Origin of the sequence: Roseibium sp. FZY0029 (assembly GCF_036350355.1) — a bacterium.
Lineage (GTDB): Bacteria > Pseudomonadota > Alphaproteobacteria > Rhizobiales > Stappiaceae > Roseibium.
Genome location: NZ_JAZDVZ010000001.1, coordinates 188406 through 203893, shown reverse-complemented (window position 1 = coordinate 203893; position 15488 = coordinate 188406). Strand labels below are relative to the sequence as shown.

The window sequence follows — 15488 nt, the reverse complement described above, 5'->3', positions numbered from 1 at the left end:
TCTGCATATTGAATTCCAAGAGGTTTTTGTGACGAAGCTGGCACTCGGACCGGGGTTCCCGGAACCTGTCGACGGTCTTCCTTACCGGCCCTGCGTCGGGATCATGCTCATCAACAAGGCGGGCAAGGTCTGGATCGGCAGCCGCGACGACGGCGGCAGTTCATCTAACTACGAATACTGCTGGCAGATGCCGCAAGGCGGCATCGACAAGGGTGAGGCGCCGGAACCTGCTGCCCGGCGTGAGCTTTACGAGGAAACCTCGATCAGGTCCGTCACCCTGCTTGAAGTAGCTCCGGAATGGTTTGCCTACGACTATCCCGATGAGGTCGTCCGCATGTCTCGCAAGGGCAAGTATCGCGGACAGGCGCAACGCTGGATCGCTTACCGATTTGACGGATCGGAAGACGAGATCAACATTCTGACCCCACCCGACGGGCACACGGCGGAATTCAGCGACTGGCGCTGGGAAGATGCAGACCGCCTGCCAGGCCTGATCGTGCCGTTCAAGCGCCCGGTCTATGAGCGTGTTGTTGCAGCGTTTTCTCATCTGACGTCTTGAGACGACGCAGTCTGAACAGGCTTGCATGATGGTCCGGCCTCGCCCGTTTTCGGGAAGTCGTTTCCGGCAATGAGCTCCAAAGCGTCAGCATTGGAGTCCCGTTTGTCGTTTTTCAAACAGACAGGCCGAAACGGCGCGGCTAACATCCGGACCAAAATACGGGGGAGGTGAGCGGTTTGCAGTTGCGAACCGCCTGCCAACGCCGCGAAGGTCAAGAAAGGGGCGCGGACGCGAAATCCAGATGCGCTCCAACACTATGGGAGGTACGCCAATGTCGTTCGGCAAGGGGCTTTCACGCAAGCCGTCCCAGCCAAAAGGGCGTCAGGTGGATGATGCGGCTCTGGACGAGGTCCGCAAACTGCTGGGCGATGAGCCGCGCCGGCGCGACCTGCTTATCGAACACCTCCACAAGATCCAGGATGCATTCGGCTGCCTGGAAGCCCGGCATCTGCGCGCGCTGGCAGACGAGATGCGCCTGTCGCAGGCTGAAGTCTACGAGGTCGCGAGCTTCTATCATCATTTCGACATCGTGCGCGAAGGCGATGCCAGACCTGCGCCGCTGACCGTTCGGGTTTGCGACAGTGTTGCCTGTGCGCTGAAGGGCGCGGATGCTCTGGCGGCAGCGCTCGAAACCGGGGTCGATCCGGCGAAAGTCCGCATTCAGAAAGTTCCCTGCATCGGCCGCTGTGCCGGTGCCCCGGCTGTTCAGGTGGGCAAGCGGGCGATCGACAATGCCAGCGAGGTCTCCGTGCGCGCGGCCCTGTTCGAGGGAAATTCTGATCCTGCGCTTCCCGATTACATCAAGCTGGACGCCTATCGCGCCGCCGGTGGCTACGCGTTGCTGGAGCGGGTGCGCAACGGCGAACTGGACGCGGTTGAAATCGCGGACAAGGCTCTGGAAGCAGGGCTCCGCGGCCTCGGCGGTGCCGGCTTTCCCACCGGCACGAAATGGAAGATCGTCCACGATCTGCCGGCCCCGAAATACCTCACCATCAATGGTGACGAAGGCGAACCGGGCACGTTCAAGGACCGCGTTCACCTGGAGAGGGATCCGCACCGGCTCCTGGAAGGCGCGCTGATTGCAGCCCATGCGATTTCAGCAGCGCGCATCTATCTCTACATGCGCGACGAATATCCGGCGGTCCTTGAAATCCTGCGGACGGAAATCGAGGCGTTGCGTCAGGCTGGTATCATCACGACCATCGACATCGAGCTGCGCCGTGGGGCGGGTGCCTACATCTGCGGCGAAGAAAGCGCGATGATCGAATCTATCGAAGGCAAGCGCGGCCTGCCGCGTCACCGCCCGCCTTTTATTGCGCAGGTTGGCCTATTCGACCGGCCGACGCTCAACCACAATGTCGAGACCCTGTTCTGGATCCGGGACATTGTCGAAAAAGGTCCGGAGTGGTTTGCCGGCCATGGGCGCCGCGGCCACAAGGGCTATCGCTCCTTCTCTGTCTCCGGACGCGTCAAGGAGCCCGGCGTCAAGCTTGCCCCGGCTGGCATCACGATGAACGAACTCCTGGCCGAATTCTGCGGCGGCATGGAGGAAGGCCACGTCTTCAAGGCCTACCTGCCGGGTGGCGCTTCGGGCGGTATCCTGCCTGCCTCGCTTGCCGACGAGCCGCTCGATTTCGGCACGCTCGACAAATACGGCTGTTTCATCGGCAGCCACGCCATCGTCGTTTTCTCCGATCAGGATGACATGCGCGATGTGGCGCTGAACCTGATGCGCTTCTTCAAGCACGAGAGCTGCGGTCAGTGCACGCCTTGCCGGTCCGGAACGGAGAAGATGGAACATCTTCTGGCCGCGGGCGACTGGGACAAGGACAAGATCGCCGATCTCGACGCCGTCATGCGCTCGGCATCGATCTGTGGCCTTGGCCAGGCAGCCAGCAACCCGGTCACATCGGTGCTGAAATTTTTCCCGGAGGAGTTTGAGGCATGAGCCAGATCACTTTCTCTCTCGACGGTCGGATGGTCACTGCGGAAGATGGCGAAACCATCTGGCAAGTTGCCAAGCGCGAAGGCGTTGCCATCCCGCATCTCTGCCACAAGGACGCCCCGGGTTACCGGTCTGACGGCAACTGCCGGGCCTGTATGGTCGATATCGAAGGCGAGCGCGTGCTTGCCGCCTCCTGTATCCGCACCCCTGCCGAGGGCATGGTGGTGAAGACCGCCAGCGAACGCGCCACCAAAGCGCGCGAAATGGTGTTCGAACTTCTGGCCGCAGACCAGCCGTCACGCGATCACCATCCCGACCCGGAAAGCGATTTCTGGAAATGGTCCGACCGCGTCGGTGTTTCCGCCAGCCGTTTTGCGCCCTGCGCCAAACCGGCACAAGACATTTCCCATCCGGCCATTGCGGTCAATCTGGACGCCTGTATCGCCTGCAACCTGTGCGAACGGGCCTGCCGGGAAGTTCAGGTCAACGACGTCATCGGCATGGCCGACCGGGGATCGCACACGGTGCCGGTGTTCGATCTGGCAGACCCGATGGGGCTTTCCACATGCGTTGCCTGCGGTGAATGCGTGTCGGCCTGTCCGACCGGGGCCCTGATGGAAAAGAGCCTTCTGGACGCCACCGCCAGCAAGCGCGAGATCTTTGCCGAAGAAACCGTCGACAGCGTCTGCCCCTTCTGCGGCGTCGGCTGTCTGACGTCTGTTTCAGTGAAGGACGGCAGGATCGTCAGCGTCGAAGGCCGTGACGGCCCGGCCAACGAAAACCGGCTGTGCGTGAAGGGCCGCTTCGGCTTTGACTACGTGTCCAGCCCGGAGCGCCTGACCAGACCACTGATCCGGCGGGACGATGCGCCCAAGCGCGCCGACATCGCCATGAACTTGGAAAATCATCTCGACTACTTCCGCGAAGCGACCTGGGAAGAAGCGCTCGAGCGTGCCGCAGGTGGCCTGAAGGCGGTCTATGACGCCAAGGGCGGCCGTGGCATCGCCGGGTTCGGCTCAGCCAAGGGCTCCAACGAAGAAGCCTATCTCTTCCAGAAGCTCATCCGCCAGGGCTTCCAGACCAACAACGTCGACCACTGTACGCGTCTTTGCCACGCGTCGTCCGTGGCCGCGCTCATGGAGGGTATCGGCTCGGGGGCTGTGACAGCGCCATTCAATGCGGCCGGCGACGCCGATTGCATGATCGTAATCGGGGCCCGTCCGGAACAGAACCACCCGGTTGCGGCAACCTACATCAAGCAGGCGGCCAAGAACGGCACCAAGCTGATCGTCATGGATCCGCGCGGCCAGGGGCTGATGCGCTTTGCCGACTACGGCTTGAAGTTCAAGCCGGGCACGGATGTCGCGATGTTGAACGCGATCCTCAACGTCATCATTACCGAAGGTCTCTACGACAGCCAGTATATCTCCGCCCATGTGGATGGCTTCGAGGCGCTCAAGGAAAAGATCGCCGACTTCACGCCGGAAGCGATGGAGCCGGTCTGCGGCATCGACGCGCAAACCCTGCGGGAGGTCGCGAGGCTCTACGCCACCAGCGCCAAGTCGATCATCTTCTGGGGCATGGGCGTGTCGCAGCATGTCCACGGCACCGACAACGTCCGCTGTCTGATCGCCATGGCGCTGACCACCGGCCAGATCGGCCGCCCGGGCACGGGGCTGCATCCGCTGCGCGGCCAGAACAACGTGCAAGGGGCGTCCGACGCGGGCCTCATACCGATGGTCTTTCCGGACTACCGCTCGGTTGAAAACCCGGACATCCGCGCCGAATACGAGGATGCCTGGGGCCGCACGCTCGACCCCGTGCGCGGACTGACCGTGGTGGAGATCATGGACGACATCCTGGACGGTGGCATCGAGGCGATGTTCGTTCAGGGCGAAAACCCGGCGATGTCCGACCCGGACCAGTCACATGCGCGCAAGGCGCTGGCCAGTCTGAAGCATCTGGTGGTTCAGGACATCTTCCTGACGGAAACCGCCTGGCATGCGGACGTGATCCTGCCGGCCTCCGCCCATGCGGAAAAACTCGGCACCTACACCAACACAAACCGCCAGGTTCAGATCGGCCGTCCCTGCGTGCCGATGCCGGGTGAAGCTCGGGCCGACTGGCAGATCCTCATCGACCTCGCCAATCGTCTGGGCCTTAACTGGACTTATGACGGCGTGCCGGCGATCTACGAGGAAATGCGCTCGCACATGGCCTCGCTGAGCAACATTTCCTGGGAACGGCTGGAACGCGACGGCACGGTTACCTATCCGGCAGACGCTCCGGACAAGCCCGGCAACGAAATCCTGTTCGGCCAGTCCTTCCCGACAGCCGATGGCCGTGGCCGCATCGTGCCGACGGATCTGGTGCCGCCGGACGAACTGCCTGACGACGACTTCCCGCTGGTGCTGACCACGGGCCGCATGCTGGAGCATTGGCACACCGGTGCCATGACACGGCGTGCGCAGGTGCTCAACGCCATCGAACCGGAAGCCGTCGTCTCCATGAATCCACGCGACATCAAGCTTTCAGGTCTGGACATCGGCCAGCAGGTGAGGGTGGAAACACGGCGGGGAGCGATCACATTGACCCTGCGCGCCGACCGGGACGTGTCGACAGGCATGCTGTTTATCCCCTTCTGCTTCAGCGAAGCCCCTGCAAACTTCCTGACCAACCCGCAGCTTGACCCCTTCGGCAAGATCCCGGAGTTCAAATTCTGCGCCGCCCGGATCGGGCCGGTCGGTCAGCAGCACGCGGCCGAATGAGGCTTAAAGAACGTCAGGAACGGCCATCGGCCGCTTTGGAGCAGAAAAGGCCGGGCAAGTGCCCGGCCTTTTGGTTTTTCAAGTCTAGTGGATCAGTGCAATCAGTTCGCGACAACCTTGACGGCCAGAAGGTCCGGCAGGGTCTGCGGTGCAGCCATCGAACCAAGGATCTGAGCCAGCGGAACCGGGTTCGGCGGGGTTAGGGTTACCTTCAGTTCTCCCGGATTGTTGAGGAACTTCGAGGCAGCTTCGCTGATCATCTGCGTGAACGCAGGGTTCTGGATGGGAGCGGTCATCTGCCCCGCCTGAGCCACAAGGGCCTCCCGGAAGGCGTCTTCCGGAATGTTCTGGGCTTCGGCCATATGGGCCAGTCCCTTCCTGGTGAGGCCGGCATCCTTGAAGGTCAGCGACGCATCAACAAACTGCGCAACCACAAGAGCCATCTGTCCCTGGTTTTCAGGGTCTTCAAACAGCGACTTCGGTACGTTTGCGAGACGGGCGGACAGTTCCGCACGGCCGAGGCCTTCGACATCCACCATCATGCGTTCCAGGCGCAGTTCCAGCGTTGCCTCGTCCCAATAGAGCCGGGTCTCGTCGGACCAGACGATGTTTTTCAGCTCGAGAGCTTCCAGAAGAGCCTGGACTTCCGGATCGTCGATGGTCTCGACGGGCACTTTCAAACCATCGGTTTTGGAATGAATGCTTGTCGGGATCGGCGGCACCGTACTGGACAACGTCATCTCGGTCTTGCCGATTTCCGTCCGTCCGACATTCGGAATGTTGAGGTCCAGCCCCTCAAGCTCATAGCCGAACGAGCGCGGCATGAACGCCCGGGCGACGTCCATCGGATGATCTTCACCGAAGGAAGGGTCGGCCATCAACGTGCTGATCATGGCGCGCATGGGTGTATATTCGGCAAATTCGATGTCGCCGACAGCCGCCCAGTCGAGCTTGAATGATGCGCCCTCAGGCAGTTCCGGGGCGTCGATACTGACGATCATCATTTCGCCGATGCCATCGGAATTGATCTCCGACATCGCCATTTCCTTGATGGCAACCTCGATCGGCTTCTCGGGACCCGGCGTCGGAACGGTCACGTTGATGCCGCTGACGCGGGCATCGGTAACCCCGAAGGACCGGTAGAACTGGAAGACGCCGGTGATCAGTTCCTCAGGTGCCGGTGCCTTTTTCGTGAACAGCCCGTCCAACAGCGCGAGGATGTTGTTCTCGCGTTTGATGACCGTGAGTTCGTCAATCGAGGTTTTGTCGACGGTTATTTCAACCGCGAGCCCATCGCCGAGATCCTGTTTGGACTTGTAGTCGATCGCCGAAGCTGACCCGAGCATGACCACTTCGTCACCGGTTTCCGGAACATTTGGGTCAAACAGATCGAAGAACGCAGCGGCGTCCATGTCCTTGTAGATCGTTTTGCCCTGGCTGGTGGTCTGGTTCAGCATTTTGCCGGAGGCCGGGTCCAGCGTCTGCAGCGACTGGGTCATGCTATCGATCGTGTATTCGCCAATCCGGCCGTCTTCGGCATCCGCCATGCGGTATCCGGCGATTTGCATGGTGCCTGACAGAACCAGCGTGTCCTTGCCGTCTTCGGTTTCCTCGGCCTCGATAGTCATGGCCGAGTTATCGAGCTTCACTTCGTCATAGGAGGTAAGAAGCGCCGCCTTCACGAACGGCAGCCAGCGGCTGACCTGATGCGCCTCGTCTTGCGCCGGCACTTCCGGCATGGTGAAGCTGTAGTTGGTGGCGGAAAGGCCGCTCAACCGGCCGTCGATCTGCAGCCGGCCCTTGCCTTCCGCGCTCGCAGACAGAGCCATTTCGGAATCGTCCGAGTAGACCCAGGTTGCGGCCGTGAAGTCGCCATCCTCATGGCTGAGGCCGGTAATGGTGACCGTGCCGCTGGTGAGTGAGAGCGAATAGCTGAGGTCGGTCAGCTTGGCCGGATCGATATCCGTTGCGCCGTCATTGCCTGTGACATCCGTTTCCCCGGCCGGGAGATCCTCGATGACACCGCTCAAGGTGATGGTGCTGTCGGTCAGGGTCAGCGTGTCGCTGCCTTCGTCATAGGCGACGCTGCCGTTCTCGACCTCGACACCAAGATTTTTCAACCCTTCGACATAAGCCTCATAGGCAATCTCTCCGGTATCCTGCGCAAGGGCGGAACCGGAGACCAGCGCCAGCGCGGTGCCGAGCATAAACAGCCGGACGCGCGCCCTGGCCGGTTTGGATGAGAAAACGGAAGCGGGCTGGAAATTCAATGTTGTGGCTCCAATAAAATGATCCGAAGCAGGCAGTCCGAACGTGGTCGGTCCCGATGGGGTTGGACATCTAAGTCCTCATCAAGACCTAGGCCATTCCATGACTATGTACCAATCACATGACAAGGTCGAATCGGGAAAAGCCGGATCAGATTTGCGCGTGAAGCCACTCGGAGCGCACGGACTCGTCGGTTTCGACGCGTAATGCCGTGGTTTTGCGGTTCTGAAAATCTTCCTGTGCAGAAAGTTGCCTGAACGCCCAGACGGCTGTGCTGCGCACAAGGGGATCCTCGTCCGCCAGCAGCGCGTCCACCTTTTCGATCAAAGCCGGTTCACCCGAGTTGCCGGCGGCGATCAGCACATTGCGCAGAAACTTGCCACGGCCGATGCGCTTGATCGGCGATCCGGAAAAAAGTTTGCGGAAGGATGCATCGTCGAGCGACAGCAGGTCCGCAAGCTGCGGGTTGATCAGCTCTTTGCGGGCAATGAGCTTGGCCTCCCGGGCAGCTTCGGCAAACTTGTTCCAGGGGCAGGCGGCCAGGCAATCGTCACAGCCGTAAATGCGGTTGCCGATGGCTTTGCGGAATTCGTGCGGTATGGGGCCGGGGTGCTCGATTGTGAGGTAGGAAATGCAGCGCCTGGCGTCCAACTGGTAGGGCGCGGGAAAGGCGTTAGTCGGGCAACTGTCGAGGCAGGTACGGCACGAGCCGCAATGATCGCGCTCCGCACCGCTCAGTGGCAGATCAAGCGTTGTGAAGATCGCGCCAAGAAAAAACCAGGATCCGAGCTCGCGGGATACCAGGTTCGTGTGCTTGCCCTGCCAGCCGAGCCCGGCAGCCTCTCCGAGCGGTTTTTCCATCACCGGAGCGGTGTCGACGAACACTTTCACGTCGCCGCCGGACCGGGATACGAGGAAACTGGCCAGCTCCTTCAGGCGTCCCTTGATGACATCGTGATAGTCGCGGTGGCGTGCATAGACGGAAATCCCGCCGGTGGTCTTGTCCGCAAGATGGGCGAGGGGATGCTCATGCGGCGCGTTGCCGGGGCCGTAATTCATCGCCAGCATGATGACCGAGCTAACCTCCGGCCAAAGTGCCTGCGGTGAAGACCGGCGGTCAGCGGTTTCCGCCATCCAGCCCATGCTGCCTTCATAGCCCTTGTCCAGGAAGTGCCGCAGGCGCTCGCCGGCCTCGGGGATGCTGTCGGCAGCAGTGATCCTCACGCCGTCGAAACCGAGGGCATGGGCCTTTTCCTCAAAGGCGGTCAGAAGCTTTTGGGTCTTCAGGTCCAAGGCTTTCGGCGGCTCTTTGGAACAACGGATAGTCAACCGGTGCCGGTTGAACGCAGACAGAATGTCTCAGAAATCGAGATCCGCATAGGTTTGTGCGGCGGGCATGCCCAAAACCTTCTCGCCCAGGAGCGGGCGCATCGACGGCCGTGACTTGACGCGCGCATACCAGCTCTTGATGTCTTCCTCGTCCCCCCAGGGCACTTCGCCCAGATAGTCGGCGCAGGAAAGGGCGGCAGCCAGGGCAAAGTCGGCGAAGGTCAACCTGTCGCCGGCAACCCAGCGGCGCGAGGCGACCAGATAGCCGAAATATTTGAGGTGATGATGGATGTTGGCTCTTGCAACGCGCAGGGCAGCCGAATCCGGTTCGCCGCCGCCGGCGGACTTCGGCATGATCTGCTTGTAGATGCGTTCGCGCACCAGATGGCCGATGACCTCCTGGTCGAACTTTCCGAGGCTCCATTCGACCAGTCGCCGCGTTTCGGCGCGGGCATCGGGATGATCCGGCATCAGCCGGCGGTCGGCGACGGCATAGCCGCGGGTCTCATCCAGATATTCCATGATTGGTCCGGCTCCGCAGATGGCAGGGCCTTCGTTTTCCACCATCACCGGCACGGTGCCTGCCGCGTTCAGCACCAGCAGCGCCTGTGGGCGTTCCCACGGGTTCACGTGATGCTCCTCGAAGGCGGCGCCGTATTCACTCAAGATGAGCCGGATGAACCGTGAAGATGGCGAGAACGGATGATGGTAGAGCGTCAGCATGAAGGGGTTAAGAGCCTGAACTGTGGCAACACTACGTCGAAGCGGTTGCCAAATGATGCAACCGTCTAAACGGAGAGTTTGCCCCGAATATGGTTATCAAGGGTTTGACGGCGTGACCTCGCTTCGTCAAATAAGCGGCGGCTCGGACAACGTCATGAGTCGCGACACATACTTGGTCAGGCTGGTTTTCATCAAGCCATTTGGAGACAAGATATACTATGGACGGTCAAACGATTGTTAATGCTCTGATTTTGGGGATCGTGGAAGGTTTGACCGAGTTCATTCCCGTGTCCTCCACCGGCCATATACTGCTGCTCGGCCATTTTCTGGGCTTCGACAGCACGGGAAAAACCTTTGAGGTTCTGATCCAGCTCGGCGCCATTCTGGCCATTCTGTCGGTCTATTTCGGCCGCCTGTGGACATTGTTGATCACCTTGCCGAGTGATCCGTCCAGCCGGCGGTTTGTCGCCGGTATTCTGATTGCCTTCCTGCCGGCCGCTGTTATCGGCGTTCTGCTGCATGGATTCATCAAGGAAGTGCTGTTCGAAACACCGGCGCTGATCTGCACGACGCTTCTGCTTGGCGGTATCGTTCTTCTGTGGATTGACCGCCTGCCGCTGAAGCCGCGCTACACCAATGTGATGGATTACCCGCTGTCGCTCTGCCTGAAGATCGGATTTTGCCAGTGCCTTGCCATGGTTCCAGGTGTCTCGCGGTCCGGCGCGACCATTGCAGGCGCGCTGCTGATGGGGACAGACAAACGCTCGGCCGCCGAATTCTCGTTCTTTCTGGCCATGCCGACCATGGCCGGCGCGTTCGCCTACGACCTTTACAAGAACCGCGACGTGCTCTCGATGGATGACGCCATGCTCATCGCCATCGGCTTTGTCGCCTCTTTCATCTCCGGTGTGTTCGTGGTCAAGGGCCTGCTCGACTTCGTCTCCAAACACGGCTTCGCACCCTTTGCCTGGTGGCGCATCTTCGTCGGCATCGCCGGCTTTGCCGGGCTCTATTTCCTGGGCTGAAGCCGCGTTTCCAAAGTCTGGAGTGGCCCCGTCCTTCTCGACAAGTGCCGAGCGGGCGGGGAGGGCCTTGTCTCAGGCTGAGCGGTCGAGCTGTCCCTTGGCGGTATAGAGCCCCGCAAGCGCTTCCAGTTCGTCCGCAAGCTCTTGCCGAAGGTCCTCGGGGCCGAGCAGTTCGGCCCCCGGGCCAAGCCAGCGCACGAGAGGCAGGATGCGGGCACGCTCGGTCGACGGAATGCTGACCAGGATCCGGCCCTCTCCAGCCGGTGTGAAGATGGCGTGGCGGTAATACCAGTCCGCACTCAGCTTTTTCGCCTGGGAAGCCGTGATGAGGATCTTGGCTATTGCTTCTTCCTGCTCCCAGCGGCGCATGGCCTGGGACAGCCAGGCTCCTCCGAGAAGGCTCTTGATGGAAAAATTCTTGTCCGGCCGAAAGAACAGCCCGCTGATTTCCAGCCCTCGCACCCGGTCTGCCCGGTAAACCTTCAGTGTGTCCGTATCGACGCAGCGCCCGGCCAGGTACCAGAGGTCCCGGTCGAACATGACGCCGTAGGGTTCGACATCATGTTCCTTCACGGTCTTTCGTGCGGGGTTGACGTGTTCGAAGCGGACGCGCTTGCCGTCCAGGATCCCGGCCATGAAGCCATCCAGCGCCTTTTGCCAGTCGCAGGTCGGTTCCGCCTTGGTACCGGAATGGAAGATGTCGGGCGGGATCGGTTCGATGCCGACGATCCTGTCCGCCTCCTTCAGCAGCCCGTGCACTGTCTTCGGCAGGGAGGCCACCAGCTTCTTTTCCGCCGCCGCAAGGTCGTCTGCCAACGGCACCGTGCGGCTGGAACGCACCAGGGCCATCGCCGCCAGGAGGGCTGCCGTCTCATTGCGCGTCAGCGCTACAGGCGGCTGAAGATAACCGCTTGCAAGCCTGTAGCCGCCTTCCGCACCGCGTTCCGCATCCACCGGCACGCCGAGCGCGATCAACCGGTCGATGTCGCGATAGATCGTGCGAAGCGAAACGTGAAATCGTTCGGCAAGCACGGTTGCCGGGACAAGTTTGCCTCCGGTCAGCAGCAGCAGGATGCCGAGTGCGCGTTCAATCGGGTTCATGGGAAATCGGGCTCGGTGAGGTCGGGACAAAAAAAATCATAACCTGAGAACAGAACAGGATCAAACATGACTCACTGCTGTCAGGATTGGTTTGTCATTCTCCCCTTGTCCCCAGGAAGGAACGGGCATTTGGCCCACAGGAGAAGTGAGATGAGCCTTGAGATCGACACCATTTTTCGTAGCCGTGCAAACAGCCGTGGCGTTCTGTTTTCTGCCCTTCGCGTTTGTGTCGCAGAGTTCCGGAATTATCTTCGCCGCCGGGAAACTCACCGCGCTCTTTCTCGCCTGAGCGAGAGCGAGCTGAAGGACATTGGCCTGCAGCGCACCGAACTCGGCTACAGCGAGTTGCATGACGATCGCTTCAAGTTGGGGCCTCGGCGTGGGTAAAGACTTCCGGCGGCTGGCAAGATCTCCTGTCAGCCGCCGGTCCCGCGCATCAATGCCTTAATATCCGGCTTGTTCCAGGCAAAGAACATCACCACAAGGGCGGTGAGCGCTGCGATGATCACGCCGTAGAACGGCAGATCCAGATTGAGCCCGATCAATTCCCCGCCCAGCAGCGAGATCACACCCGCCACCAGCGTGAAAACGGCGATGGTCACGCCCATGACCCAGCCCTGTTCCTTGTCGCTGACGGCTGCCGAATAAAGCCCGAGAAACGTCGGGTAGGCGATGCCGAAGGCAAAGTAGAAACAGAACACCGGCACATAGGTCAGAAGGGCGTTTGGTGAAGCTATGAAGGCCGCCGCAGACAGCGCCCAGACTGTGAAGGTCATCCCCAGAAGGGCTTCCTTGCTGAAGCGCTTTTGCGCCGGCACCACCAGAAAGGTGCTGGAAAAGGCAAGGGCTATGCCAATGGTCAGCATCACCATCGAACCGCCGAGCGTGCCGTAGCCGAAGCGGCTGGTCAGGTAATTGTCGACGAAGATATAGAACGACAGGTTGGCGACGTGGAAGAAGAAGAACACCACCGTCAGCCGCATCACCGTCGGATATTTCCGGATACGCCACAGGAGTTCGAAGATGTCCGAAGGCCGGAACACGAATTTCTGTCGCCCGGCTTTAGCGTCACGGGCATCCTTGAATGAAAACACCACCAGCAGGATGGCGATCAGTACCAGCAAGAAACAGGCATAAAAGGGCAGCTTGATGCTGGCGAGATCGCCGAGCAGGACCGGATCGGACAGGAGGCCGCCAAGCAGCGGGCCGCCAACCAGGCCGAAGCTGACACCGGTTATGATGTAGCCCATGTTTCGGTTGCGGTCTTCGTCGTCCCTGCTGCCGTCGATCATCGCAGCCTGCGCGATCGGCTGGTTGCCGGCGGTCAGCCCGGTGATTGCACGGCCCAGGATCAACAGCCCGAAACTGTTGAGAGTGAGTGCCGCTATGGTGAGCGCATAGCCGGCAAGCGCGCCGACGAGGCAGATCAGGATTGCATTCTTGCGGCCGATGACGTCCGACAGTTTGGAAATGTAGGGTGCACCGAAAAACCAGCACAGGAAGAAGACGCCGATGATGAGGCCATAATCGAAATGGCGCATCGCGTCGCTGGTTGATTGCGGCAGCATGGATGTCGAAGGTTCCATCACCAGAGAATTGATGATCGGAAACACCAGTCCCTGACCGAGCAGGTCGACAAAGACAACAAACAGCAACGTGACCTTGGCAAGAAATGACATCTGCGCCTCCCGTCAGTTTTGACGTTAGGTGAAGCTGCAGGATGCGGCAATGAAAAGCTGTGATCTGCGGGGACGTCCGGGTGAAAGGTGCTGCCTGCCGAGTGAGTGTTGACCCCCAATGATGAGACCAATCATCATGTGTAGTGCGCTTACATGCCCGACACGCGGCGGGGGGCCTTGCCAAACAAAACGGGCCCCGAAGGGCCCGTCGCAGACGTCATTTGCAGAAAGGCGTTCTGCAGATAAGCGTTACGCTGGCCGGTGCGCGTCGTACTGGCCGTGTTCGCGGTAGCGTTCCAGGTAGGTCGGCAAGACGGCCGCCACAGTTGCCGGCTCGATGCCGATGTCTTCCAGGGTGCGGCCTTCGCTTTTTGCGGCGTCGGACACCACGTTGTCGGTTTTCAGAAGCTCGACCTGGTCTGCCGTGAACGGCGCATAGGGGAAGAGCTGGAACACCTTGCCCATGGCCGAGGAAACCGGGAAGGGAATCGGCAACAGAACGCGGTTGCGCCGTGTGACGTCCAGAACGTCTTCCAGGCAAGCTCTGAAGCTTTTCACTTCAGGTCCACCAAGCTCATAAGTGGTGCCACCGGCAAGCTGGCCATCGACGGAGCGGGCAACCGCCTCGGCAACATCGCAGACATAGACAGGCTGGAATTTCGTCTCGCCGCCGCCAAGCAGCGGCAGTACCGGCGAGAAGCGGGCCATGTCGGCAAACTTGTTGAAGAATTCGTCTTCCGGACCGAACACGATGGAGGGCCGCAGGATCACGCTTTCCGGAAGCGTTTCCAGAACACCTGCTTCGCCGACGGCCTTGGAGCGGGCATAAGCGGAGGTGCTCTGCGCGTCTGCGCCGATGGCCGACACATGCGTGATTCGATCGAGCCCGGCAGCGCGAGCGGCTTCCGCGATCGCGCGCGGACCAAAGCCTTGAACCGCGTCGAAGGACTGTTTGCCGGTCGGGGCCAGAATGCCGACGGCGTTGACCACCGCATCGGCACCGATTACCGCCCGGTCGACCGACCAGCGATAGCGCAGGTTCGCCTGAACGGGCATGATCTGGCCGACAGCGCCGAGCGGCTGCAGATGCGTTGCCAGATCAGGACGGCGGACGGCCGCGCGCACGCGGTAACCGCGCCGGGCGAGCGCCTGAACGATGTGACGGCCAAGGAATCCCGATCCGCCGAAAACCGTGACGAGTTTGCCGTTAAGTGCTGTGGACATCCTGAAAATGCCTTCTGTCGCGTCCAAAAGGAGAGGCGGCCTGGAAATTGACCGGCTCAGTCTGGGAGTTTCTTAGCCCTTTGCCGCGGGTCTGTGAAGGGCTGGTTGTGAATGAATAAAAAAAGTCACACAGAGTGATTGACAAGCCCCGGAACCACCCTTACAAGCCCCCCTCACAGCCCAGGTGGCGGAATTGGTAGACGCACTAGCTTCAGGTGCTAGCGCTCGCAAGGGCGTGGAGGTTCGAGTCCTCTCCTGGGCACCAAATTCCGGTTTTGGACACACTACCAAGGTCCGAAACAATCTAAAAAAGCTCCGGTTTTCCGGAGCTTTTTTCGTTCTTGGGGCAGTTTCAACGCTTCCGCCTAATGCCCCACCGATTTCGAGAAAACATTGATGATCACCACCCCGGCAAGGATCAATCCGAGGCCGATCAGGGCGGGCAGATCAAGCTTTTGGTCGAAGACCAGCCAGGCGACCATGGTGATGAGCACGATGCCCGCTCCGGACCAGATCGCGTAGACGATTCCCGTCGGCAAAACACGAATCGGATAGGACAGCAGCCAGAAAGAGATGGCATAGCCGGCGACTGTGATGAGCGATGGCAGCAGGCGGGTGAAATTTTCGGTTTTTGCCAATGCTGAGGTCGCGATCACCTCGGCAACGATGGCCGCGATGAGAAAAAGATAGGTGACGGCAAGGCTGTTCGGCATGTCGGGTTCTTTTCGGCGGTGAGGCGGACTTGGGAAAAGGCGTCAAAACTCTTAAGGGGGCATGCGGTTTCGTCTCACCGGTTTACACGAAAAAGGCCCGCATGAGCGGACCTTTCCAACCGTGGGGTTATCTCTGTCAGGCACGGTTCCAGAG

General features: G+C 60.5%; 12 protein-coding genes and 1 tRNA gene. 6 read left to right on the top strand and 7 right to left on the bottom strand.

Translation table 11 applies throughout. The features are described from left to right. Positions 1–28 precede the first annotated feature (28 nt). The 3 genes from V1T76_RS00960 to fdhF all read left to right on the top strand — a co-directional run bounded on the left by V1T76_RS00960 (position 29) and on the right by fdhF (position 5272). Entirely contained in the window at positions 29–559 is a 531-nt protein-coding gene (locus V1T76_RS00960; protein ID WP_330558751.1) for an RNA pyrophosphohydrolase, read from the top strand. A gap of 271 nt (positions 560–830) precedes the next feature. Then, on the top strand, positions 831–2507 hold the full coding sequence (locus tag V1T76_RS00955; RefSeq protein ID WP_330559398.1) for an NAD(P)H-dependent oxidoreductase subunit E: 1677 nt from the start codon (positions 831–833) through the stop codon (positions 2505–2507). Continuing rightward, positions 2504–5272: a formate dehydrogenase subunit alpha gene (gene fdhF, locus V1T76_RS00950; RefSeq protein ID WP_330558750.1), complete on the top strand. Its 2769-nt coding sequence runs from the start codon at positions 2504–2506 to the stop codon at positions 5270–5272. The genes V1T76_RS00955 and fdhF overlap by 4 nt, the downstream gene beginning before the upstream one ends. Before the next feature lie 101 nt (positions 5273–5373). On the opposite strand, the gene V1T76_RS00945 is transcribed toward fdhF, so the two are convergent. The 3 genes from V1T76_RS00945 to V1T76_RS00935 all read right to left on the bottom strand — a co-directional run bounded on the left by V1T76_RS00945 (position 5374) and on the right by V1T76_RS00935 (position 9592). Further along, on the bottom strand, positions 5374–7542 hold the full coding sequence (locus V1T76_RS00945; RefSeq protein WP_330558749.1) for a hypothetical protein: 2169 nt from the start codon (positions 7540–7542) through the stop codon (positions 5374–5376). Positions 7543–7690: 148 nt separating this feature from the next. Next, positions 7691–8833 carry a tRNA epoxyqueuosine(34) reductase QueG gene (queG, locus tag V1T76_RS00940; protein ID WP_330558748.1) on the bottom strand — a complete coding sequence of 381 codons (1143 nt, stop codon included), beginning with the start codon at positions 8831–8833 and terminating at the stop codon, positions 7691–7693. Between the two features lie 66 nt (positions 8834–8899). Continuing rightward, on the bottom strand, positions 8900–9592 hold the full coding sequence (locus tag V1T76_RS00935) for a glutathione S-transferase family protein (protein WP_330558747.1): 693 nt from the start codon (positions 9590–9592) through the stop codon (positions 8900–8902). 218 nt (positions 9593–9810) lie between these two features. Here V1T76_RS00935 and V1T76_RS00930 point away from each other — a divergent pair, with 218 nt between their 5' ends. Beyond that, a complete protein-coding gene (locus tag V1T76_RS00930) occupies positions 9811–10617 on the top strand; it encodes an undecaprenyl-diphosphate phosphatase (RefSeq protein WP_330558746.1) in 807 nt (268 codons plus the stop codon). A gap of 72 nt (positions 10618–10689) precedes the next feature. Here V1T76_RS00930 and V1T76_RS00925 read toward each other — a convergent pair whose 3' ends face one another. Continuing rightward, positions 10690–11718: a helix-turn-helix transcriptional regulator gene (locus tag V1T76_RS00925; protein WP_330558745.1), complete on the bottom strand. Its 1029-nt coding sequence runs from the start codon at positions 11716–11718 to the stop codon at positions 10690–10692. 150 nt (positions 11719–11868) lie between these two features. Between V1T76_RS00925 and V1T76_RS00920 the strand changes: the two genes are divergently transcribed. Then, on the top strand, positions 11869–12105 hold the full coding sequence (locus V1T76_RS00920; RefSeq protein ID WP_330558744.1) for a DUF1127 domain-containing protein: 237 nt from the start codon (positions 11869–11871) through the stop codon (positions 12103–12105). Between the two features lie 29 nt (positions 12106–12134). On the opposite strand, the gene V1T76_RS00915 is transcribed toward V1T76_RS00920, so the two are convergent. Continuing rightward, a complete protein-coding gene (locus V1T76_RS00915) occupies positions 12135–13397 on the bottom strand; it encodes an MFS transporter (protein WP_330558743.1) in 1263 nt (420 codons plus the stop codon). Positions 13398–13646: 249 nt separating this feature from the next. Further along, the gene (locus V1T76_RS00910; protein ID WP_330558742.1) at positions 13647–14621 is read right to left on the bottom strand and encodes a complex I NDUFA9 subunit family protein; all 975 of its coding nucleotides are present in this window, start codon (positions 14619–14621) and stop codon (positions 13647–13649) included. 178 nt (positions 14622–14799) lie between these two features. Here V1T76_RS00910 and V1T76_RS00905 point away from each other — a divergent pair. Continuing rightward, a tRNA-Leu gene (locus V1T76_RS00905) sits at positions 14800–14886 on the top strand. Positions 14887–14986: 100 nt separating this feature from the next. Here V1T76_RS00905 and V1T76_RS00900 read toward each other — a convergent pair. Then, positions 14987–15334 carry an SMR family transporter gene (locus V1T76_RS00900; protein WP_330558741.1) on the bottom strand — a complete coding sequence of 116 codons (348 nt, stop codon included), beginning with the start codon at positions 15332–15334 and terminating at the stop codon, positions 14987–14989. Positions 15335–15488 lie beyond the last annotated feature (154 nt).